General features: G+C 45.7%; 16 protein-coding genes. 6 read left to right on the top strand and 10 right to left on the bottom strand.

The window, feature by feature from the left end:
- Nucleotides 1-74: 74 nt before the first annotated feature.
- The 6 genes from LEP1GSC047_RS07885 to LEP1GSC047_RS07860 form a co-directional block, all read right to left on the bottom strand.
- Nucleotides 75-2039, bottom strand: coding sequence for a TRAP transporter large permease subunit (locus tag LEP1GSC047_RS07885; protein WP_010410716.1), 1965 nt, complete (start codon nucleotides 2037-2039; stop codon nucleotides 75-77).
- Nucleotides 2040-2138: 99 nt separating this feature from the next.
- On the bottom strand, nucleotides 2139-3161 hold the full coding sequence (locus LEP1GSC047_RS07880; RefSeq protein ID WP_010410718.1) for a putative solute-binding protein: 1023 nt from the start codon (nucleotides 3159-3161) through the stop codon (nucleotides 2139-2141).
- Nucleotides 3162-3202: 41 nt separating this feature from the next.
- Nucleotides 3203-4204, bottom strand: a complete 1002-nt coding sequence (locus tag LEP1GSC047_RS07875; RefSeq protein WP_010410720.1) for a hypothetical protein — start codon at nucleotides 4202-4204, stop codon at nucleotides 3203-3205.
- Nucleotides 4205-4377: 173 nt separating this feature from the next.
- Nucleotides 4378-5979, bottom strand: a complete 1602-nt coding sequence (locus LEP1GSC047_RS07870) for a bacterial transcriptional activator domain-containing protein (RefSeq protein ID WP_010410723.1) — start codon at nucleotides 5977-5979, stop codon at nucleotides 4378-4380.
- Between the two features lie 312 nt (nucleotides 5980-6291).
- Complete coding sequence (locus LEP1GSC047_RS07865) at nucleotides 6292-10041, bottom strand: hypothetical protein (protein WP_010410726.1); 3750 nt, start codon at nucleotides 10039-10041, stop codon at nucleotides 6292-6294.
- Between the two features lie 9 nt (nucleotides 10042-10050).
- A complete protein-coding gene (locus LEP1GSC047_RS07860) occupies nucleotides 10051-13620 on the bottom strand; it encodes a hypothetical protein (RefSeq protein ID WP_039934428.1) in 3570 nt (1189 codons plus the stop codon).
- A 1185-nt stretch (nucleotides 13621-14805) separates the two neighbouring features.
- Here LEP1GSC047_RS07860 and LEP1GSC047_RS07845 point away from each other — a divergent pair.
- The 5 genes from LEP1GSC047_RS07845 to LEP1GSC047_RS07825 all read left to right on the top strand — a co-directional run bounded on the left by LEP1GSC047_RS07845 (nucleotide 14806) and on the right by LEP1GSC047_RS07825 (nucleotide 20447).
- The gene (locus LEP1GSC047_RS07845; protein ID WP_010409366.1) at nucleotides 14806-15954 is read left to right on the top strand and encodes a helix-turn-helix domain-containing protein; all 1149 of its coding nucleotides are present in this window, start codon (nucleotides 14806-14808) and stop codon (nucleotides 15952-15954) included.
- Between the two features lie 105 nt (nucleotides 15955-16059).
- Nucleotides 16060-17130: a fatty acid desaturase gene (locus LEP1GSC047_RS07840; protein ID WP_020988290.1), complete on the top strand. Its 1071-nt coding sequence runs from the start codon at nucleotides 16060-16062 to the stop codon at nucleotides 17128-17130.
- 102 nt (nucleotides 17131-17232) lie between these two features.
- Nucleotides 17233-18099, top strand: a complete 867-nt coding sequence (locus tag LEP1GSC047_RS07835) for a DMT family transporter (RefSeq protein WP_010409364.1) — start codon at nucleotides 17233-17235, stop codon at nucleotides 18097-18099.
- Nucleotides 18100-18103: 4 nt separating this feature from the next.
- The gene (locus LEP1GSC047_RS07830) at nucleotides 18104-19822 is read left to right on the top strand and encodes a hypothetical protein (protein WP_010409362.1); all 1719 of its coding nucleotides are present in this window, start codon (nucleotides 18104-18106) and stop codon (nucleotides 19820-19822) included.
- A 43-nt stretch (nucleotides 19823-19865) separates the two neighbouring features.
- Nucleotides 19866-20447, top strand: a complete 582-nt coding sequence (locus LEP1GSC047_RS07825; protein ID WP_010409361.1) for an MORN repeat-containing protein — start codon at nucleotides 19866-19868, stop codon at nucleotides 20445-20447.
- A 48-nt stretch (nucleotides 20448-20495) separates the two neighbouring features.
- On the opposite strand, the gene lsa20 is transcribed toward LEP1GSC047_RS07825, so the two are convergent.
- Complete coding sequence (gene lsa20, locus LEP1GSC047_RS07820) at nucleotides 20496-21083, bottom strand: LIC11469 family lipoprotein adhesin Lsa20 (RefSeq protein WP_010409359.1); 588 nt, start codon at nucleotides 21081-21083, stop codon at nucleotides 20496-20498.
- A 2-nt stretch (nucleotides 21084-21085) separates the two neighbouring features.
- Nucleotides 21086-22558, bottom strand: coding sequence for a discoidin domain-containing protein (locus tag LEP1GSC047_RS07815; RefSeq protein ID WP_052580673.1), 1473 nt, complete (start codon nucleotides 22556-22558; stop codon nucleotides 21086-21088).
- Between the two features lie 196 nt (nucleotides 22559-22754).
- On the opposite strand from LEP1GSC047_RS07815, the gene LEP1GSC047_RS07810 reads away from it, so the two are divergent.
- Nucleotides 22755-23189, top strand: a complete 435-nt coding sequence (locus tag LEP1GSC047_RS07810) for an Rrf2 family transcriptional regulator (protein ID WP_010409356.1) — start codon at nucleotides 22755-22757, stop codon at nucleotides 23187-23189.
- A gap of 482 nt (nucleotides 23190-23671) precedes the next feature.
- Here the strand turns inward: LEP1GSC047_RS07810 and LEP1GSC047_RS07805 are convergent, their stop codons facing one another.
- A complete protein-coding gene (locus LEP1GSC047_RS07805; RefSeq protein WP_010409355.1) occupies nucleotides 23672-24013 on the bottom strand; it encodes a HigA family addiction module antitoxin in 342 nt (113 codons plus the stop codon).
- A gap of 9 nt (nucleotides 24014-24022) precedes the next feature.
- A complete protein-coding gene (locus LEP1GSC047_RS07800) occupies nucleotides 24023-24304 on the bottom strand; it encodes a type II toxin-antitoxin system RelE/ParE family toxin (RefSeq protein WP_039934239.1) in 282 nt (93 codons plus the stop codon).
- Between the last annotated feature and the right edge of the window lie 341 nt (nucleotides 24305-24645).

The following is a 24645-nucleotide window of genomic DNA, read 5'->3' as shown; positions in this document are numbered from 1 at the left end:
AAAGGCCAGGCTTTTCGGTTTTTATCCGTAACAAAAGAATCCGTCCGATCCCGTTCTTTTACGGGCGCGATTCTCTAACCGAAAAGAATCGGCCCGAATGCAGTCACGATCAACGTAAGTAGAAGCACTACGATCGGAATAATGATATGCTCATGCCTCGCGATAAATCCCTTTCCGGCCAAGGATTCGTCTTTTACAAGAAGATCGCGGACGACGTGTTTCGTAAGCAAATGGTTTAAGGCCACCGGCGGAGTCAAATATCCCAATTCAAACGATACCAAAGCGGTCATCCAGAAATTCAACGGATGAATCCCGTTTGCCTTTGCGATCGGATACAGCGTAACCGAAACGAGAATCACCGCTCCATAGGGATCCATCAGCATTCCGATAATCACGAGAGCGATCGTAAGGACTATCATCGCGGATATAGGCGAACCTAATTGAGTGGGAAATAAATCGACGACTTCGGAACGCTCGAACACTCCGCCCATGCAGGCCGAAAGTCCCATCAACAGAAGAAGCGCCCCTAAATGCGATCCGGCATCGTAAGATGTACGGGAAAGTTTTACCGCCTCTCTGGCCGGCTCGGTGATCGGATGGGACGATTTGGACAGTTTATAGTCGATCGAAAGAAGCGCGAGCATTGCTAAAGGCAGGATATAGGGTGCCGTATGCTCGTCAAAATGAGTTCCCAAGCCGAGAACGATGATTAACACGATCGATACGGAAACCAACATGTAGATGCTAAACGGTTTAAATGCTTTCCAGGTTTGAGCCCAAGCATCGGGTGCTGGACGAATTTTCCAGGATTCCTTACGAGTAAGCCAACTCACGATCAGGAAAAAGCTGGACGAAACCGCAAAAACTCTCCATCCCCAATAGAATAACTCGTCCGTAGTCACGTCTAGATTTAAAGACGCGACGATCACCACAAGTAAGCATGGAGGAAGCACCACTCCCAAACTTCCGGACATCGCTGTCGCTGCCAATGCTCTCTCCTGAGTCGCACCGGCCCTCCTTAATTCGGTAAAGATCGTCGCACCTAACGCCAAAACTACGATTCCCGAGGCCCCGCTGTACGCGGTCGGCAAAGCGGCCACAACCACGATGATCACCGCCATTAATTCGGAAGGCAGATGCCACGGATTCAGCAAATCGAAGAATCGACGACCGAGAGAAGTATCTCGTAATAAAATTCCCGTCCAAACATACAAACCGATCTGGATATAAAGAGTCGCGTGAGCCGTTAGCTTTTGTAAGTAAATGGCCAAGCCCGGAGGATGGTTCTCGAAAAGGAAGAAATACAATCCGCAGACGAAAGCCATCCAACAGTACAAAGGGATACACAGTAGAATATTCGTCAGATTCGAATTTTGCCTGCCCTCTCCCGACTTAAAAACCGGATGAAACAAATTATGAAGATTTAAATAAGAAAGGAAAGCGAGACCGACGATCCACAAAACCTGGATCTGAGCTTCGACTCCTTTCTGTAAAGGAAGCATAAACGCTGCCGAAACCATAACGATCGAGTTTGCGACGATCTGACTGATTTCCGTAACGATTTCCTCCCTAGAATTCTCCGGATTCCGGAGGGCGATATGATATCGCCTAGTCGTGGAGACCGTTCCCGCAACCAAAAGCAAAACGACCATGGTCATCGGGATGTAATCGGTTGCAAAAATCGTAATCCAAGAAAGTCTACGTTCTACTCCGCAATAAAGCGCCTGAGTCCAGGTAAGATTTGCCGCTAGCTTGGCTAATTCCAGCTGAGTTTCCGTAGGTCCGGATTGAACCGGCGCCTGTCCGGAGGAACCGAGATCCAATTCTTCCAATAGTACGGAATCGGATTCGCTGACTTCGGCCCGTTTATCTCCGGCACTCCCTAAACCGGCCATACAAACGTTGCGGATCATCGCGTATTCCGGCCAAATACTTCCTCCTAATCCAAGCAATCTCGCTTGAACGAGCTGAGCTCCACTTTGAATCAAAGGTACGAAAAGGAAAAACAATACGGACCAGGAAACGATCTTTCTCCACATAAACTCTATCCTCTGGATTTTGCGGCTGATATTCGATCACGGAAAAATTTCATTCCGTGATCGATTCTTTATTTCTTTTTTTTAAAATTGAAAATTCGATTATTCTAAATTATCGGAACATTCCGCCGCGCTCGGATCGGATTTGCAACGAACGCCCTTCATTAATTTGAGAATCGCAGGGTGATATACTTTTTTATCGCGAAGTTTGATGCGGACTTCCCTAAATTTTTCAAAATAACTATTTGCGAGTTCCTTAGGGACTTCCAACCAAAATTTAGCGGGGATCTCCTGCTCGGCCCGTTTCGTAAGTGCAAGCATGGAGTCGAATTGGGTGGCCGCCCAGTACCTGGAAGTATTTCCGAAATTCTCGGGAAAATCTTTTTGTCTGGCGACGATTTGGAATGTAAGCTGACCGATCGGAAAGCGGACGATTCCTCCGTTGGGAGAAATTCCCTTCATCAATTCCAGAGGTTTGATCCCGATCGCGGGAGAATAGCAGGCGTCCGCTCTTCCGTTATTGAAAATCCCGGCAAACGTCGCTATTTCGGCGGGAACCATGGAAGCACCTACGATATCAACCATCGTAGTCGCCGCCTGATCATAGGTCAGAGTGGCGATTTTCTTCCCGGCGAGATCCTTAATGTCCTTTAGATTCTTATCACGAAGCAGAAGATATACCGCACCGCCGGGAAACATCGCCATCGTTTCATACTCGCCATCCACATTCAATTTACGAGCTTTAGAGTTGGCTAATACTTCGATGGTTCTACGTAAAAGTTCGTAACTCGGCAGGGCTCCGATCGCTTCAATGGAGCCCGATTGAGGAACATATCCTCTCACCCTGAGAGACGTTAAAAATGCCATATGGCATTTTCCGGCCTTGAAATCGCTATTAGCTACCACCTCGTCGGTATACGCCTTGAGATCCAAGCGAATTCCCCAGGTGAGCGCCTGCGCTTGGTATCTTTGGGCGGATTTGAATACATCCCCGTGCGCTCCCGAGGGATCAAACACGCACATAGTACGATCCACCGCTTCTGCAGCGTCTATAGTCCGGATCCCAATCGGGTTTCCGAATGCGAATAATAGAGCGACTGAAACTAGATATTTTTTCATTTTCATTTTCTCCTTCCTTTCGAGGTTCCGCTTCGAATCACGAAAGTTTATAAGTCCTTTAGTAAATCATCATCTTCTTTATTGTTCTTCTTTCTTCCGCCGGGAAAACTTCCGAAATGAATCGGACCACGATGTCCTGTTTCCTTGACCCAAATTTTATCGGATTCATGCCGAGACAGGCTTTCCGCAAACGTCTCTAGGAGCCTGTATTCCTTTTTAGCGGGAGATTGGTGTACAGCCTTTGCGTGCTCTTGGATGAGTTTTTTCATCAGTTCGACGTTGCCCCGTCCGGCGACACCCTGAAGCTGGAAGGCCCTGGCCAGCCGAACCCCAGCCTGATCCCCTAGTTTTACGGCTTCCTCCAAATGCTTGAACGGGTCCTTTCCTTCCGGAGTGGCTCCCGGAACGGAAAGCCAGACCACGGCTTCGAAAGCCAAGGGAGTTCCCCACCATTTTTTCGGATCCAGACATTTGGAAGCCTGAGAGACCACAGAAGGAATTTCAGTCGTAATCCCGGCAAACCCCTGAGCGGCACGGTCATGTAAAATTGCAAGAAGGCCGGAAGCCAAACCGACCATAAAATAAAACTCTTCTTCATCGTCCATGGACGGGCATTTGCCCTTCCATTCTCCGAAATATTGTAGAAACCGATTATAGGATTCCCCGTACCGTTTTGCAGCAATCCCGTGGTGACGAATCTGCACGGCTTGAAAATCGGAGGCTTCTTCCCCTCGACCTTTGCGAACGGCTGCAAGATATAGCAGTTCGGCCTCTTGCGCCTTTCGTTCGGCGCAAATACCGGCCCCCATCTGAGCCACCATTACGGGTAATTCCACCGAAGAACCCACTCTCTCGAATGATGCCACCAACGGACCCAACGCGGTTCCGCCCACGCAAACCGAATCCAAATCGTCGGAGGCTAATAGATAGGGAACTAGATTGTCCTGGGCATAGGAATTCAGGGTGCGACCGGTCACCCTATAAACGATGGAGCAATTCAAAAGATTTATTGTAACAATCGTTACAAAAAAAGTTGTCAGTTTATTCATAAGAGGCTGGAGAAACGTTTCCACTTAAAGTTTGGCGAACTCTGGAAAACCTATGGAAAGGACAGAGTTACGTCCAACTATTTTTTTTCTAATGATCGTTTTATTCTAAATTTAAATGTTACCGGGTTAAATCGAACGAACGAAATGAATGAATCTGCGAGTATGCCGAATTTTTAGGCAACCGAAGAACTGGTCCGAATCCTCTCGATCAGGGCCATCGTATCCGCTTCCGGCTCTACTCCTAATTCCTTCTTCAAAATCTTTTTGAGGTCTTCAAATTTACGCAGGGCCTCATTTTTCCGATCCAATTGTTGCAATGCCTCAAAATGAAATCTCCAGGCGCGCTCATCCAGATCGTCCAGGCGAATCCAGCTTTCCGACTCCAAAAACAAGGCATCGAAATCCACCTTTTTTTGGGAGAATTCGCAGAGAATCCTGTATGTTTCGATCAAATTCTTACGCAGATATTCCCGCTTAAGATCCGATTCCGGAAAATAGAGGTCGAATTCGAAAAAGTCCCCGCGGTAGTATTCTTGGGCCTTCTTAAAATTTAGAATGGCATCCTCTTCTTTCTTGTTTCTAAGCAATCTGTGGGCTTGCTCCAGTTCCCGCTCGAATTCGGAGAAGTCGGCGATCACTAGATCGGGATGGAAATACAGTCGATCCTCCGCAAAAACCAGGGCATCCGGATTTCCTAAAATCTTGCGTAAACGGAACAGCAAAGCGTGAAGACTGTTTAGGGCATTCTTTTCGGACATACCAGGCCAAAGATTTTCTAAAAGTTCTTCCTTATGAATCCCTTTTCCGTATCTCACGATTAGAAGCTTAATTAATTTAAGCAGTTTCTTCTTACTCGAGTATTCGGAAGCGGATATTTTTTTACCGTCCAGTTCTAATTCCAGGGGACCCATAGCCTTCACTTTTAGGATCAGCTGGCTAGAAGCCTTTTTACGACTCAACGGTGACCGTCCGATCTCCCCCGATTCTTTCGAACCGGAAACCGCCGCCTCTTTCGGGTTTAGAATCGTTTCGGATTGAGCGATACTTCCGTGCAACCATTTGGCGATCGATTCTTTGAATTCCAGCCGTACTTCCCTTTCCGATTTGTTTACGGTAAGAAAACTATCAACAGAGAACATTAACACTAGAAAACTAAAATGCGAAGTGTACGGGATCGGAAGGACATCCGTCGCTACTAGAATATCCAAAATCATCGACGTAAAAAATAGAATCAGTCCGAATAATAGAAACGGATTTCGAAAATGGTTTTTCAGGAATTGATTCGCCACTTTGAACAAGGTCCAAAAGATCATCATCATTCCCGATATGTATAAATACTGAACGATGATCGGTTGTTTGGTTTCGTAGATCACGATTCCCAAATACGGGAAACTTCTAGGGTGAGAAAGTTCGATCGTATACGCATTCGGATCCGTTATCAGAATTCCGGAGAGAAGAAGATTTAAGAAAATATAGAGGTAGGTAAAATCCCGGCTGAATATTCTGCGATAACTGTTCACAAAAAGTACGAGGAACGTTCCGAAAAAAGGAACCGCAGTGTTTTCCAATCGTTCCCAAAGCAAAGCCTTCTCGATACTTTCCGCGTTAATCGTCTGAATAAAAAAGAATAAATAAGCTCCGTAGGATATCTGCAAAAAAGCAAAATGAAGCAAATATACCTGCTTTCGGTTCCGAACGAAAAGAACCAAATTATGGACAGTTCGGTAAACTAATACCGTGACTACCAGATAGCAGGAGAGTTGATAGTACGTCATGATCGACTTTCCTTTCCTATCTTATAAGGATTACTGCAACCCATTTCCTAGAATACGGCAAATTTTGTGAATAAATGCTCACAATAATAAGATCCGCGCGAACCTAGTAGGAGGGAGCCGGACCTCGCCCGGTTCATCTCTCAACAGTTTCGAAAGTTTGCAGGCGACGAGAATAGAGGAAGGTAGAATTCTAATCCAGCATAAAGAATACGAAAATATTCCTACGAGAAAAAAACCGGAGTTATTTTTCCTCCGGTTTTCGACTCGGGAAACGGTGAGGTTCCCTCTCGAATCGAGTGCTGTCCTAATTTTTTACGGGCAGACGATCAAGGAAGCGGGATCAGTGACCGCTTGCCCGACAAAACGCATTCCTCCTAAAAGATACGGGTCGTTCGTCTGCGGCGTATTCAAGGTAAAGAACTGCACTTTATCGCTTGTTGCACTAATTGCGCAAGCCGTAGAAAGATTTAAGGGCGAAGAAGTAGCGGCAGGGTTCCTAAGTTTCGGGAATGTGATCGTAGAAGGCATCGGTATCTCTTTCATGATACTGTTTACCATCGGAACGATCAATGTAGTGACTAAGGGAGAAATGACTGCCTTGACTCCTTCCGGATCCAATCCGAAAGGATTGTTTGTCGCTCCTTCCAAAACTTCTACGGCATAATCCAAATTATTTGCAGGATCCAAAATTACCTGTAGCGCGTTCAGATTGGCTAAACTCGGATTTCCGGTCGGGTTGGAGAAGGTTTTAAACCGAAAATCGGCATCCGCCGCAAAACTAATTCGGACCGTTCCCAAAGTCTGCTGAGATCCGGGCGGGCGAGTATCGGCCGAACAATCGGCTAGATCGTCGCTTGATAATCCGGCGCAGGAACTCGGTTTTATCGCGATGATCTGCAGTTGCATTTCCGTAAAGTAAAGACGCATTTTCGGCACGCTTGTGGAAGTCATGGGCTTAAATTTTACGTTCGGTGCAAGTATCGGAGACATGACCATATTGATATCGTCGTACGATTTTACGGGAGGCGCTAGCTGGTTGGAAGCATTCAAACCTTGTAATTTAGTTCTTCCCGGAACCAATATCGTCACCAAGGGCGAAGCCTTCAAGAATGAGGTGGTCAGGGCGAATAAAGGATCGGATCCTGCAAAAGAATTCATTCCGTTGATGAACTGCTGGTTCAGTACGATATCGAGTCCCCTTCTTTTCCAGAGATGGAAAGCCGCCTGTGAAATCGTATCCGTATGCATTGAAATTAGAAATCCGGGATTGCTAGCGGACTGTGTGAACTGATAGCCGGAAGGCGGCGGATTGGCTGCGGTCCAAGCCCTCGTCGATACCATCCCCGATTTTCCCGATTGAGTGCGAAGTCCCGCAGCCGGACTATAACTGCTGGTAAACGCAAAATCGAGCGAGGTCACTAAACCTTTATTCGTTCCGTCGTGCTTGATGATCGCATCCGTATTTAACTTAAACCTCACGTTTAACGGAAAATTACCCAAGGGCGAAGGTAAATAATCGGGAAGAGTAATGGTTACTCCTGTATCCCGTAAGTCGGCGATCACCGAATTGAGAACGTTCGGCGCAATTCTAGTTACGATGTCCTTTAACATATACTGAGTGATAATTTGCTTCACGAGAGGGACCGTAGTTCCCGCCATATCCTGGATGGATTGGCTTCCCACGATGGCCGCAATGACGGTTCCGAACTGCTCGCTACCGCCTAAATAGGTCATCGGAGACGTCCACATAAAATCGGATGTATCCTCGCCCGGATACAGGCCGGACATAGATAAATGGTTCGGATTGGACCAGGGAAGAACGAAGAAATTATTCAGATTCGATAGGATATCGGCCGTGCTCGGGTTATCCGGGAAATAGGAATCGTTAACGGTAAACGGTGTGCGAACGTTCATCGTAATCAATCCGTCGCTTCCTACGCTGAGAGTGTTTCTCGCTCTTGCAGTAGCAAGTCTCGGCTTGGACAGTTGAACATTTTGCCAGTCGTAGCCGGACCCGTTCAGCACACCTTCGACCGCCGGATCCCAGTTCAATTTTGCCGTTGTAGTAAAAATCAATTGAGCCCCCGGACCCATAAAGGTTCCGAACCAATCTTCAAAGCGAGAAACGACCAACAAATCCACCTCGACGTATCTGGATTTTAGATCGAGCCCCAACCCGGGAGCCACCGCCCCCGCACCGGGATTTACCTTTAAGTCGGCGACGACATTGCCTAGTTGGGTTCCGACACCTGCACTGCATCCGTAAGTGGCATTATTGGAGCCGCAACGAACCGCCCTAGGCAGACGCATATCGGTAACATACACATCCATGTTCACGGCAGCGCTACCGTTTGCGATGCCTTGGTTGGTAATATTCAATGTTGCGCTGTACTTGGAAAACGGTCCCGGTGATACCGCGCTCACATCCCCGAAGGTTTTAAGGCAGGATATCCAACTAACCGCATTATCGATATCCACCGTATCGTCGCACATCGTCGAAATCTTACCCTTAGGTCTTCCAAACGGGGAAAAGGCTGTCGCAGTATAGCCGTCATACTGTTTTACGTCGGTAGGATAATGACAGTAACTCCAAGCGGGCTCGTTCCAATGCGTGATCGCCTGGCACTTAGCGGTATTTCCCGATTGGCATGCATTGTAATCGCTCCAATTCCAGCTACTATTAGGGTGAAACGGAGGACCATAATCGTTCGGTCCCCCGTTATCCGAGGGACCGCAGGAGGCGGGTCGGACCCAGCAATATCCTTTTCCCTCCGCTCCCGGCTTGGATCCGAAAACGGATATATAGGAATAATTTTGGAAAGCGGATAAGTTTGCATTCCCTGACATGAGTCCGTCCGGTTTCATGCATGCTTCGCCGATCGTCCATTGTCCGTTTTCATAAAATTGACGCTTAGGATAATTCGGTAATCCGAGCAGAAAGTCTTGGAAGGTTCTCGGAACACCGGTCGAATCCAAAACCTTGAACGCACCCGTCGTAAATTTCTGAATCGCCTTTCCTAAAAAAGGAAGCATCTGCGCTTCGTCCATGATACCGTCCGCCACGTACGGAAGTAGATTATCAGGATTTTCTAATCTTCCGTAGTTAAAGCTGAAATATTTGCGGAACGTTTTTCCGTTCGTTGCCTTGATTTCGTAATAATAAGTGTTTCCGCCCACAGTCGGAGGAATCTGGGAAGTATCGAGAGTTAGAGCGATGGGAGAACTCATGGAACAGGGAGGAGAATTGCAAATGGTTTGAGAATTCGTGGAACCGACCTTATTAAGCGTAATTCCTTGGATGTAATTATTCGCCACCACAGGATTTTGAAATGTAGAAACTAATTGCAATGCAGCGGACTGATCGAAGGTAATATCGTTATTCCCGTTCAAAGTATACTGACTGCCTTGAGTGATTTTATTCGTTAAGCTATAATCGACCGCCGTTCTGAATTGAACGGAATAACCTTGGAGAGCGGTTCCCGAAATCGTCAACGCCCCGGAAGTGATTGCCAGCGTAAAATTTTCAGCAGGTCTGAATTCACGATACGACTTGAATCGAAGTTTCTGACTGCTCATCCAGTAAAACTCTCCGCCGGGATTCGGTCCTAAGAGCGGCCCGCCCGTTCCCACAATGGAAAAATTAGCCTGAGTAATCGTCTTATTCATCGGGTGAGAGAAACGGATTTCCAATTCCTTATAACGATCCACGTTATCCAAAGAATTGATGAACAAAACCGCTTGCGGACTCGTGGCACCGAAATCCACGGGCAACTGGGCCACACTATTATCAACGCTGTTATACGACTGCAGATTCGGATCCGAGCCCGATCCTTTTCCGAAGGAAAAGAAACCTATATCGAATATATCCGAAAGGTCCAAGCTGCTTCCGTTCTTAGGTTTACAAAAACCGAACGAGGCTGCTATTACGAGTATGCAAACGAATCGAACGAAAAATCGAGCAGTGTTTTTGCCTAAATTGAACGTCTTTCTATTCTTCATTTTTTTAATCGATCCTTGTTTGATTCTTGGGAAAGTATTACGTTTGATTCGATTCGTATTCATATTTCTGCCTCATCGAGTGAAGATCGTTATAAGTCGGTTCCAGTAGGTGTCCGAATTTTCGTCCTGATTAAATCTGTCGTAGAAGGTAAAGCCGCCGGGCATTTGTTTTCGACCGCCTGCCGCCATGTCGGCGAAAATCCCCGTTAGGACTCCCATGGTATATAATAAGGAGCTGGAATCTTGTTGCGGAGTCTGAATCATATCGGACGCGATCAGGCGTTTCGTATCCGTAAAGATCGCTTTTAGCGGAAATGGAGTGCTCATATCGGCTTCGAGGTAGGAATAAAATTCTCCCGTCTTGACGAGTCCCATCATGACACCGACAATACTCCGTCCGTTGGGTGAAGCGATATCGATTAAATCGGGAGTGTCTCCGCTAAGCAAATTCGATATGAGATAATCCTGATTTCCGTCCGAATTGCGGAATAAGGACCCGAGAAGATTTAAAATACCTTGGATCTCCGTCGTACTTGGAACGTTATCGATCACCATGTCGAGAGAAAAGTCGACAGTCGGAATCAAACTATAGACGGAGCCCGCGGAGAAATAATCCCGAAGACGAACTGCCCAGGCCCCCACTTTATCCCAATCCGGATCATACACGTTAGACGATCTTGTTCCCGGATAGGCCGCCAACATATCGCGGACCGATTCCAAATACGTTTGCAAATTGTATTGGATCGCGGTGGGAGATTCGTTTGTAAGTTTTACTTCTCCCAAAAGATTCGCTAAGGATTGAAATGTAAGAACGGCTCCGGCAGCTCTTTCCGGTCTTCCCATCTCGGCCATCATTTGCACAAACGTCGATATAAGGTTCGTGCGGGACATTAAATTCAATAAGCCGTCCTGGTAGCGCCTGTCATTTTCAGAAAGAATGGAAATGGGGGACCGAATCGGCTTCTGAGTAACCGGATCCAGATATCGAAATAAATATTCGTTGGGCCCAGCCGAATTGCTTCGTACGCTCGAATCCGAGTTCACGATTTTCACGACATCAATCTGCCTTCCTCCCGAGCCGGGTTCCGTATCGGTGATTCTTCCTAATAGAGGACGAGTTAAGCTTCCGCTAAGGCCTGTTAGAAATTGAAACGGATTTTTACCGTTAACCGAATCGACTTGATCGTCCAAAGTTTGCGCAAGAGCGACAATCAGCGGGAGTAAACGGTTTCGTTGGTCCCAAGAGGCATCGACCGAGCTCCCAAGAGTCGGATCGGCAGGCGAAGAGGCCAATACGCGACTGGAAGTTAGGAAGGAAAGCCTTTCCATGACCGAGAAATTTGCCGCGATTACTTGCGGAATCACTCCGTAGGAAGAAGTCGGAGGATAAAAAATACTGTAAACGCTAGTATCGCCTAAACTGTTAAACGTCAACGAACCGGAACCTGTAGTGCCGTAATCCCAGGCTTCCAAATAGAACATGCTGTCTCCGGGAAGATCGGAATAATTCGCCTGAAGGATGGGAATGCCGGGTTGTCTGAAATTCGGCTGAGTAGACGACGCACAACCCGGTTTTAGAAACGTCTGTTTCAATCTCCAAATACCGTTGATTTTATCGGAGCAATTAGTTCCGTCCTGCAAGATCGGAGTCGCGCCCATTAGACCGGTTAATCCGTTTGCGATAAGAGTAACGTACGCGGCCATTTTATACGGAACTCCGGCCCCCAAGGAGGCTCGAAGAGGAATGACTGCGACCATCCGCTTTTCATGCAAAAGCCATTGAAAATTCTTATAAAGAGCTTCCTCACCCGAACTCACCGCTCTTTGAGTTTGATCGTCTTTCGCGATCTCCCAAACCGGAATGCTCCAGCCTTTCGCACCGGAAGCGTTCGTTCCCGAGGGGACAGGAGTAAAGGAATTATTCGCATAATTAGCGTTAGTCTCCATTCCGCCTGGTCCGACCCAGCGGCAAAGGCTGGTACTATTGCAGGCACCGCTGGCGGTATTAGAGACTTTAATTCTATATTCCGATGTGTTCCAACTGGATTTATAAATCAGGTCGACCCCGTTCGAATCCTTGTACATTTTTCCGTCAATCGTATAGATCGCACCCGATGCATCGGTTCTGTTCCGATTATAGTAAGGCCCTCCCCCCGAAATAAGGACATTCCTAATCAATTTCATAATAAACGGAATCGTTTTCGTATAGACGGTATTGTTAGCCGACGGAAGTATGCTCGGATCCGGTGCCTCCAAAAGAGTTAACGTTGGCGTATTAATCGAAATCGTAAACGGTGTAGGAGTAGTCGCATCTCCGTTTCTGAAAACGGCGCCGTCCACAGAACTCTGGTTCATAAAGGATTTTATCCCGATACTTCCCGTCATCGTCGATCCGAGGGAGTAAATGCTATCTCCTACGGTAAGAACTCCGCCGGTCATCGGACCTCCGTTTACCGATCCGTTCGGTTCCAAGCGCATCATCGACGTATCCGCAGGATTTTCCCAACGAAAACCGAACTTATCCGAAAGCGTCAAAATGAACATGAGAGATTCAAGCGCTGTGACCGGACTACTATTCGTATCGTTAACCCTATCTCTGCCGAGAGCATCCATCCGTACCAATTCGTGAATCGAAAAATCCACTCCGGATATGCTCCTAGAAAAATCGAAATTAGCGACATTCTGCGCCAGTTTTAAGGAAAGAATAACGTTCGGGTCCGCAGTGTAGCTTCCGCCGAAAGACAGCATAGGCCTTAGATACCGAAAGGCTTCGGTTAAAAGTATGGAAAATTCCGATGGGTAAGCGGCGTCCGTATAATCCGTCAAAGTCGGATCGGAATAGACGCCACCTCCCAACGTATAATACTTTTCCAGATTAATAATTAATTCCTTTAGTACGGTATCCGAGGATTTAAAATCGCTGAAGCCCGCCCTTTGGTTGAACGAATCTCCGATGGAAGAAATAATCTGAATCAATTTTTGCTTCATTACCTTATCCGCAATGAGCGAAGGGTCGACCATTCCTTGTAGTAAACCTTGCACCGCGGCCTTAGCATTGGCATTCCGATTCAGCGCCTTGTCTAATACGTCTTCGAGTTCTACGAATAGGATTTTAATTTCAGGATCCCGCAAAACGGAAGCGAGCTCTTGGAATTTTCCGTGCATCGTTTCTTTGGAATACGTTGCGTACATGTATGCCAGTGCCGACTGACTTATCGGAGACAGATTTCGTAAAACCGGCCTTTGGTAGACTCTTAACTTTTCTAACCAAGGCTGTAACGTATCGAAAGCTTGATTGGGTGCATTATCGATTCGATCTAAAAGATCATGGACTTTTAATAAAGATTGTCTGACATGAGCGTTAGGATTCAGAAGCATATCGCTCGAAGAACGTAAAAACCCGACGATGTCTTCCCGGTAGGGAATGGTCATCGAACTTTCGAGACGATTATTAAAAGGGATCGGCTGGAGACTCTGAAATCCCGCTTTCAAAGACGGGTAGTTATCAAGAAGATTAAACAGTCTTAGCCCGGTTGTAGGAATATTATCATAAAAACTGGCCGGAGCTATCGCATCGTTCTTAGATTTGCAACACAAGAACAGTAAGGGGACAAAGAGGATACAAAGAAGCTTCTGAATCATTTTCGCTATTCCAATCCGCTTTTGAGAAAGCAAACACAGTATAGCGACCGCTACATAGAGCCGTCTTATATCACTCTTATATTTTAATCCGGCGTTTAAAAAAAATAATTTTAAGAAAAAAAAAGATACGACGCAAAAGAGAAAATTTTTACATAACAATTGTTATTTAAAATGCCATGGGAACCCTAGCGAGTCTCAAAAGATCATTTGCGACTTTCAGAGGACAGAAGACTGAGGACGGAAGACAGTAGCTACTCGAGGTTGGAAAGGTTATGGAGGACGGAGCCTCACGTTTTTGGAAAGGCAGCGGTACTATCGTACTAGTATGGGTTATTCGGTGGGCCCCCACCCTGATTTCGGGTGGCGGAGGAGGGCTCGTGGGCGAGGGTGCTTGGCTCTATATCATAAATCTCTGGATTTGCCAAGTATTTTTTATGAAGACTTTTTTGTGGGAGCTCCCGCGCAGAGGACAGACGACTGAGGACAGACGCGTTCACTTTGCTCACGCTAGACAGAAGCTACTACTAGTTGGAAACCCTCTGAGGCAGAGGAAAGATCCATTCTAACATAGGAATCTTTTTAAAAATCGTCATTTACACAAAATTGCTGACCCTCCCCCAAAATCCAGTAACACCTCGCTCCAACATAATTCGTTTTCAGAGGACAGAAGACTGAGGACAGACGCGTTCGCTTTGCTCACGCTAGACAGAAGCTACTACTAGTTGGAAACCCTCTGAGGCAGAGGAAAGATCCATTCTAACATACGAATCTTTTTAAAAATCGTCATTTACACAAAATTGCTGACGCTCCCCGAAAATCCAGTAGCACCTCGCTCCAACATAATTCGTTTTCAGAGGACAGAAGACTGAGGACAGACGCGTTCGCTTTGCTCACGCTAGACAGAAGCTGCTCAATGTCGGAAAGGCAGCTAAGGTAGAGGAAAGATCTATCGCACAGGAGCTCCAACATAATTCGTTTTTAAAAAAATTGTTGTCAGGGTAATAGAAATAATTATCTGTCCTCTGTCCTCTGTCCTCTGTCCTCTGTCCTCTGTCCTCTGTCCTCTGTCCTCTGTCCTCTGTCCTCTGTCCTCTGTCCTCTGTCCTCTGTCCTCTGTCCTCTGTCCTCTGTCCTCTGTCCTCTAATTCCTTGACAGCTCGGCAAACTAGTCGGATCTTTCTTGGCATGCCAAACTCATCCTATTTACTAGGAAACCAGCCTGAAACCGGCCCGTGGTTGGCGATTCTTTGGTGGATGGTTCATTTCGGTATTTCTCTGGGATTTCTTATGTGTTTAGGGCAGATCGTTATCGAACGAAAAACCGCCCTGAATAGACTCCTGGCCTTGCTGTTTGCCTCGATTGGGATTTTCCAAGCATGCTCAGCCTCCATCCTTTCGGGCTTTTATCAGACGATGCCGCTCCTATCTCTCGCTTATTTACCGACTTTAGGCTGTGTCGGTCCCGTTCTCTATGGAATTCACCAAGTAAGCGTAGAAAGAGAAACCGAATCATTCGGATACTTTGGCCTGAGTAAAATCCATTTATTTCTCCCGCTAACATTTTGGGTCATCTATCTGCTGGGCATTTTTGTTTCCGAAGATCAGATGGTGATTTCCATCTCGACATTCCTCTCGCGACCGGGAATCACCCTCGGGGAGATGATTTTGTTTGTCCCTCTGACCTTACTCTTAGGATATGTGATCGCTATTTTAACGAAGAGTTCGGATCTTTTTCGTCCGGAAATTTTACGGCAAGAATGGACCACTCGCATCCTTCTTTTCTTAGTCTTGGCGACTCTCTGGAATTTGGTTTTAGGCGCGATTTATCTGCTTACCCGCAATCCATTGTACCTGTTGGAAAACTCCGCGATGATGAGCTGTAGCCTTTGCCTTGCCTATTTGATCGGCCATAAACGTCCGGAATTTTTTCGGGCTTTGCAAGAAGTAGCGCAGGCTACGCGCCAGAAATATTCCCGTTCCTTATTGCAGGGGCTAGACCGAGCGGCTCTCAAAGAGACCCTTTTGCAAATTATGGAAAAAGATCGGCTCTATCGAGACGAGGAGTTAAGCTTGGCCGATTTAGCCGACGAGCTCGCTCTCTCGACCCATCAGGTTTCCGAATTAATCAACCAAGAACTCGGAAAAAACTTTGCAGCGTTCGTAAACGATTTTAGGATTCGAGAAGCCTGTGAACTTTTGCGGACGGATCGGAATCGATCCGTTCTAGATATCGCATTCGAAGTCGGATTTCGGACAAAATCATCCTTCCACAGGGCATTTCAGAAACACACCGGCCAGACTCCTTCCGAATACCGGACCTCCGGGCAGTCGTAATTTATAGTTTAGGACGAAACATCAAGTGGCATTCGATCTATTGGGACGACGGTAGACCAGAAATCGGTTAAATTCGATTCAATCGAAAAGATGGAGAGGAAACCGATGACTGCAATCACGCAAAGAATAGTTCCAACCAAACCGGGTCTAAAACTTTCCGATAAGGAAAGAAGTAAAAGGATCATGAAATGGATCCGATTCCGAGATAGACAACTACGGAGAAGATTCCCTTTTTTAAAAAACCAGGACCGATTAGGAATGGGAATCACCGTCGGATCCGCTGTCGGAATGCTGCTATTTGCCGGCTTGTATATCACCGGATTCATTCCCGCTTGGACCTGCATCCTCGCAAACGGAATTTTAGCGTCGTTGTTGCACGAAATCGAACATGATTTGATCCATAACCTTTATTATAAGGATAACCTAAAAAAGCAAAACTTTATGTTTTGGGTCGTATGGATCTTTAGGGGAAATACCGTTAGTCCCTGGTATAGAAGAATGATCCATACCCTGCATCACAAGGTCTCCGGCCATAAGGAGGATATCGAGGAGAGGTTGATCGGAAACGGAATGAACTTCGGCCTAAAACGTCTTTTGACGATGATCGACGGAAATCTATCGTTTCTCTTTCAAGCTCATAGACTCAGAAAGGAAGCTCCCAAATTTAAGCGGAGAGAAATCACTCGATCCAGCTGGCCTTACCTCGTGATCTTTTATCATCTATGGTATAATTTCCTTTTCCTGAATGCGTTTTACATTATTAACGATTATTTAGGAAAGCCGATAAGCGAACCTGCTTGGCTGGACGGAATCCGCACATTCCTAAATATTTCGGCGGTCGTTTACTTAATACCTAATTGGATCCGCCAAACTAGTATTCAGATCGTCTCGTCCAATATGCATTATTACGGGGACGTAAAGGGATTGTATGATCAGACTCAGGTTCTAAACTCCTGGCTTCTCCTTCCGCTGCATCTCTTCTGCTTTAATTTCGGTAGTACCCACGGAATTCATCACTTTGTAGTGAATCAGCCTTTCTATCTCCGGCAAGCGGTGGCGCCCTTTGTTCATCCGGCGATGAGACGATACGGAATTAGATTTAACGATTTCGGTAGCATTTTCCGAGCCAATCGCCTCGGAAAGGAAACCCCTTCAACGATCACTCAAATTGCATAACTAATTCCGTTAAAAGAATTATTACAGCCGCTTTAAAAAGGAAATCTCCGCGAGGGATTTCCTTTTCTTTTCTTACGGTATTCCAAAACTAGACGAACTTCCATGGAAGAAAATCGTCTCCGAACCTATTTAGAATTCCAAATCTCCCAATTGATTATCAGCGGGAACGTACTCTTCTCTCATCTCCTTCCCTATTCTCCTTCCGTAATCACTTGGGGAAGAACTTTATTTTCTAGTCTTCTCCTCGGATCCCTTCTTTATTTAAGAAAAAGACCGATCCTTTTCTCTTCCAAACGCGACAACAGGATCTCTTTAGGATTAGGAGTTCTTCTCGCCGCTCACTGGGTGACGTTTTTCTCGTCCGCGCAAATTTCCAGCGTAGCGATAGCCGTCCTAACCTTATTCACTCATCCTATTTGGACGGTTTTACTCGAACCTTTCTTTTTCAAAGTAAAGCTGAAAGTTTCCGATATCGCTATGGCAGGCTTCGTATGCGTGGGGATGTGGTTTTTAGTTCCGGAATTTACCATTGCCAACGAATATTTTGTCGGCGTGATCATAGGGCTTATATCCGCTCTTACACTAGCAGTACGAAATCTACTGACAAAAAAATATCTATCCGGACACGGCTCCTCGCAGGTGATGTTCCATCAAAGCGTGGCATCCTGCGTAATACTTTCCCCGATTCTCTTTCTGGAAGATACCTTCAAAAGCGGACAAGATTGGGCCTTGGTATTTTTATTAGGAACCTTTTTCACGGCGATCGGACATACGATGTACATTAAGGCGGTATTTAAAATGAAAGTAAAGACTGTAGGTTTACTTTCGACAATACAACCGGTTTATTCCGCGGTTCTTGCTTGGTTGGTTCTGGGGGAATTTCCAAGAAAGGAAGAATTCCTGGGAGGGACTTTGATCCTAGTTGCCGCCTTCGTGGAATCCTTTAGATACAATCGTAATTCAGAATAAATCCATGTCTCAAAAATTTTTAACGATCGTAGACACCTCCGCACCCTTTTTCTTAGAGCATGCAAAAGGAACGGTAAATTGGTCCAAGGCCCCGCTGATCTCCTTGGAAAAAAATAAATCCTCCTTCCCTTCCAAAAAAAAACATAAACGCGTCCGCGAGTCCTTCCGTACTTATACCAAAAGAGTATCCAAACTCGGATTCAACGCCGTTACGATAGACGAACTTTGTTATCTTATACCTCATCCTTTTTATTCCCGGGAATTGAACCGGAAAATTTCCTCCTATCGAAAGAAATATAAGAAATTGTTTAAGATCGCCTCGGAAGCGAATTTGAAGATATTTCTCACGACGGATTTCTTCACTTCCAATAAAAATCTCGAAGAGAAAACGAAGGGAAATCTGGATCATTCGACGAAGATTTTCATGACCGGTCTGGAATCCTTCTTTCGGGATTTTCCGGAGGTCGACGGAATCGTTCTTCGAATCGGAGAATCGGACGGAGTGGATGTAAGGGGGGATTTTCGAAGTAAACTTTTATTGAGAACGCCTGCAGAAGTCAACGAATTTTTAAACCGGATTCTACCCGTCTTCGAAAAATATAATAAAAAATTAATATTTAGGACCTGGACGTTGGGAGCTTACGAGATCGGAGACCTGATTTGGAATCCGGAGACCTATCGGAACGTTTTCAGAAACATCCATAGTCGATCTTTGATCATCTCCATGAAATACGGAGAAGGTGATTTTTTCCGCTATCTTCCTCTAAACCCGCTGTTCCTGGAGGATGACCGTCCGAAATTGATAGAACTACAGGCTCGAAGAGAATACGAGGGATTCGGCGAATTTCCCTCCTTTATCGGATGGTTTTACGATCGATACAGAATCCAACTTAAGAATGCCAAAAACATGGTCGGCCTCAGCATTTGGACTCAGACCGGCGGCTGGTCTTCTTTCCGAAACTTTACCTTTCTAAAGCATTCTTCTTATTGGAACGAATTGAATACTTTCGTAGCTTTAAAACTTTTTACTAAGAACTGGTCGGTCGAAAAATGCGTTCGTAGATTTTTCGGGAACTCCAATTCCGACGAATTTCTTCACTTTCTAAAACTCAGCGACAGGGTTATAGAGGACCTGCTTTACGATCCGGAATTCGCACGAAACACATATTACCTTCATCGAGTCAGGATCCCTCCCCTATTGCACGTGACTTGGGACAGGGTTACCATTTCCGATCCATTTAGATTTCTTTATTCGGCACTTTCAAAAAACGGAATGTATTCGATACATCAAGGAGAAGCCGCCTTTCGACTTTTGGAAGAAATGCGACAAATTGCCGAGGCGCTCAAACTTCCTTACGAATTCGAGTTCCAACGGGACACGTTTTATTTACTCCTGCTTTGTCGCCGTCTATTATATGCGACCGATCCAAGCCAGAGCGACCCTATTTTTCAAGAGACAATAGAAAAGGCAAAGATATACGCACTTCAGTATTCGAACGCCTACCAGTTCCACATACTTCCGCAAAGGAAAAAGATCGGTTTTTTTGCCCGCACCATGCTCAAACGTTTCGTCCGCCGACAAAGTTCATACCGGATCTTGGACAAATTACTGTTTCATCCCGCACTTCGGTTCGTTTATTATTTGATTTACTTGAGAATTCGTAGGCGTCTTCCCAGTTTTTTAAACCAGCAAGCGATGCCGGTAAGAGAACTTCTGCAATGATTTCCGGTTGACGAAACGGAGAATACGTCGCAAAATTTCAGTCATGCTCGTCTTTCCATTCCGACCGATTTCGATTCTGTTCTCTACGTTATGCGTATCTGTTTGGATCAATTGCTCAAGTGCACCGAATACGAAGGAGCCGCCCGCTAATCCGGATGTTTCCGCAGATTCCTCCTCCGAAACCCGGAAGTCCGATTCTCGCTCGGCGGATCTTTCGGACGAAGCTAGGGAAGACGGTCGGTGCGAACAAGGAGATTGCGAAAACGGTTCCGGAGTTTATGTATATTCGACGGGAGATAAATACGTCGGAAATTTTAAGAACGGTGCAAGAGAAGGGACCGGTAAATTCGAGTATAAAAACGGGGATCAATTTAACGGAAATTTTTCCGCGGATCAAAAACAAGGCCCCGGAACATATACTTTCGCGACCGGAACGATCGTGGAAGGGAATTTTTCCGACGGCATCCTAAAAGGAAAGGCCACAGTCTCTTTTCCGGACGGAGGAGTGTTGGAAGCGGACTTCATCGACGGCAACAATTCGTCCCCCGGAAAATTTACGCGCGCCGACGGAACCCAGGCAGACTGCTCGTTTCAATCCAAAGCCCTTTATTGCCAAAACAATTAATTAGTATTTCGTAAAACGATTGTCGATGCACAAACGGAATATTTGCGGTCAATCGTCCGATATCGACCGGGATCTCGAGGATTCCCATTCCTTAGCCTGGGACGGATCCACTCTGACCAGGGTGTGAGTGATCGAAAATTCCTCGCTTGCCCAATTCGGCATCGTTCTCAACTCGACGATTCTGTACCAAACCTTTCCCGATTCCACCTTAAATAGATGGTTTACGCATAAACATTTGAATTTGAATCCGAAACCGTATTCGGGCGGCGTAACCGAATGCGGAGCCGCAAAGAAAAATAAATCCTCTTTGGTGTCATTCTTATAGACCAACGCAAATCGCCGGAGTTCTCCCGGTGAAAGAAGTAAAGTCGAAGCTTCGATCGGAGTCGAGATCGGCGCCTGTTCCAAAGTCGCAACGGACTTAGTATCCCAGAGTTGCACCGGCCTTTGGGCCGCCAATTCGTACAGCTCCATCTTTCCGGGTAATCCTTTACGAATCCATTCGATCCGGACAGGTACCGAGCCTTTCTTATCTTTTAGAGTAAGCGAAAACTCTTCCTGCTTTTCCTCTTTACCGCAAGCATGGAAAAAGGAAAAGAAGAGTAAGACCAGACAAAAACGATTCAAAAATAGCAATCTTACTCCTGACTCATTTCGAGGGATTTAAAATGAAATACCTTATCCGGATTTTCGTTTTGAAGATAGATCTTGTCGCCGACTTTACGAATTCGTATCGTCTCTTGAAATATTTTCTCGGAATTGTTCGGATCCGATTCACCCATATTGCAGTCTCTTCCGCACCCGTTACAGTCTCCTCCGAAATACTCCTCTTCGCTTGTCCTCTGGCGAACGAGTCCGAAAATTCTAAGTTTTAAACCGTCGGGCTTCGCCTCTTTCACTTCATAATTTCCTAATGCAAAGAAACTTCGATTCGTTTTGCCTCCCATTCCTTCGTCCTCGGTATTTCCTTCCAAAAACATACTTCCATCCGAGCGGAGTCTGAGAGTCCAATTGGACGACACTAGATACTTGTCCGAAACCTGCTCTTCCTGAGGAGGTTGATCCATGGAAGATTCGGGAGCCGGAGGAGAGCTCTTTTCCGTCGACGAGGAATTGACCGGAATTTCCCCGGAGTATTCTCCCCCCACATAACTCCAATTTAAAACGTTATTAATATTAGCCGCGGCAAACTGAAGGGCGTTTTCTTTAGCGATTTTCCTAACTTGCTCGATCGGGTTAGGCAAAATCCAATCGTCACCGTCGGAAAAGCGGAGTTCGCTGATGATGAGTCCCTTATAACCCTTTCCTTCATAAATGGAATCAACCGTTAAGCGAAGTCTCTTTCCTTCGAAGGGTTTAGACAGGTTAATCGTTTGTGGACCGAGCGTATCCTGAACTTCGATCTTGGAACTATAGCCGTCGTCCCCTGTCAATGTCGCGGTTTTTAAACGCCCATTGGTCTGGCAGTGACGTTCGGAACGTTGGTATCCGTTCCAAATTTTAAGTGCCTTTATTTTCTGTTTTTCTTTGAAATCGAAATCCAAGGCGACACCTGCGCCTTTTTTATCGGACGCCCAAGCATACTCGTAACGGGAATCGAATAGATTCATCACGTCGTAGGAAAGGAAAGGCTTTGCAGTTTCGGAAGCTTTTATCGAGGCCTCGACTATTTTCGGGGATTTCCAGCCTAATTTGGATCCCTTTTCGTCGTAGAAAACGACTTTGTCCACGCAGATATCCGTATTTTTATGAAAATTGAATGTAACGGAGCGTGCACTACGAGGAGCGGAAAATTGCACCGTCGCGGTGGATCCTCCCCCGGTCAAATCCTGACTATATTCATCAAAATTAATATACGCAGTGATCGAGTCGGCAAACGAACCGTTACAGGATTCGATTTCGATCTTAGAAAGTAAAAACGATTCGTCGGGATAAACGTGAAGTTTCACGAAATTCGCGCCTTTTTCGGGCCTCCATTTTTTCCCTTCCAGAATGTCGAACGGCAATCCGCTCTCCATCGAGGTCGCGGTTATCATGGAAACCGGCAGCTTTTTTCCGCATGCCGATACCATAAGAAAGAAGGACGCAAGTATAAAAAGCTTCGATCGCATATTCGGAATTCTCCCGGTGGAATGATCAACGAGTAGAAATAATATTTTTCCTATCCTATCTTTGCAAATCCAAAATGTAAGTTTCGTCGGGAAAAAGAGAATCGAGAAGGATCTAGATTCGTATCCTTTTTGCATCAAAATTCTCCTTGCTTTCTTGGGTATTATTAATAAGGCTTTTGATTAGGTAACCGTTCGCATGTCCATTCCTAGTCGATACGCCATCGCCATCCACGTCCTATCCCTGATAGAGTTGGAAAATTCGGCGGAAATCACTTCTCAAAGAATGGCGGGTAGCATCGGAACAAATCCGGTCGTTGTGCGAGGCATCCTGGGAAAGCTAAAAAAAGCGGGCTTGGTTGTTACGCGACAAGGTGTTCCGGGAGCAAGTTTAGCCAAGTCTCCTGCGGAAATTCGTCTTTTGGAAGTGTATAAAGCGGTCGAATCGACCGAGGAATTATTTTCTATTCATGCCCGCGCCAATCCTAAATGTCCCGTAGGAAAGAGAATTCAAGGTGCACTGTTAGGAATTTTCCAAGAAGCCCAAAAAGCTTTAGAAGATAAATTGAATGACTTTTCCCTGGCGGACGTCCTTCTCAATATAGAGGAGGAAGGCAGGATAAGTGTTAGGTAATCAGAGGACAGAGGACTGAGGACAGAACATTGATGAACGGAGTTTCCACGTTCTAGAGGAAGATTTGTGTTATTGTGGATTCTTTCTCTACTCCTATAAACTTTCCAACATCTAGCAGCTTCTGTCCTCTGTCTTCTGTCATCAGTCCTCTGGGAGACAGAACATTGGTGAGCGGAGATTCCATGTTCTACAGAAAGATTCTTGCGTTAGCAGGGGATTTGTCCCGTACCTCTGTAACTTTTCCAACTTCGAGCAGCTTCTGTCTTCTGTCTTCTGTCTTCTGTCCTCTGTCTTCCGTCCTCTGACTCTCTGTCCTCAGTCATCAGTGCTCTGCAAGCGCCAGGGCTTTAGTCCAACACTCGAATAAAATACGGGTTATATTAGAATAACAAGAAGTGTTGGATGAGCGTGACTACGCGAAGCAGGAGGCGCCCATACTGAAGTCGAAGTTAGGTGCCGGAGCCAGCGCTACGATGAAAAGATTAAGCCAAGGATGGCGCCACTTTCTTACTGTCCCGATCCTTATAAAAATCCTTATATGACTTCATGTTTTTAAGAATTTTTGCTAATTTATGTTGCTCTTCCCGAATATCAAAATCGTTTTGAAGGCCAATCCAAAAATGCGGATTTAAGTCAAAAAACTTACCAAGCTTGATTGAGATACCGGCGGTAATGTTTCTTTTCCCATGAATAATATCCGAAATCTTCGACTCAGGAATCCCTGTTTCTTTAGATAATCTATAACCGGAAATACCCATTGGCTCTAAGAATTCTTCCCGTAAAATCTCACCAGGATGAACATTTAATAGCTTTTTTCTTACCATTTTCGTCTCCTAATGATAATCCGTTATTTCGACGTTGAATGCGTGATTGTTTTCAAAATTAAAACAAATCCGCCATTGGGTATTAATTGAAATAGAATATTGACCCTCTCTATCTCCGGATAACTTATGAAGGCGATTCCCAGGCGGAACTCGGAGTTCCGTTACTTCCACAACGTTGTTGATCATACCAAGCTTCATCTGTGCTTTTTTCTGAATGTCAGGTGGATATTTTTTAGAAAAGCGACCTTCCCAAATTTCTTGTGTCTCCTGACCCTTAAAAGACCTGATCACAACTAAATACTTATCATATTGATTAGTATAGTCAATTGCTTTTTCAGAAGACAGAACATTGGTGCGAGAAGATTCCCTGTAATACAGAAAGATTTCTGTATTACAGGGGATTTGTCCCGTACCTCTGTAACTTTTCCAACTTCAAGCAGCTTCAGTCCTCTGTCTTCTGTCATCAGTCCTCTGGGAGACAGAACATTGATGAGCGGGGTTTCCATGTTCTACAGGAAGAATTCCTCCGTTATCAGTGGATTTTTCGTCTAACCCCGCTGCCTTTCCAACGTCTAGCAGCTTCTGTCCTCAGTCGTCTGTCCTCTGTCTTCTGAACCATTTTGATAATAATA

The sequence above is a fragment of the Leptospira inadai serovar Lyme str. 10 genome, assembly GCF_000243675.2.
GTDB lineage: Bacteria > Spirochaetota > Leptospiria > Leptospirales > Leptospiraceae > Leptospira_B > Leptospira_B inadai.
This window is presented reverse-complemented; position numbering and strand designations above follow the sequence as displayed.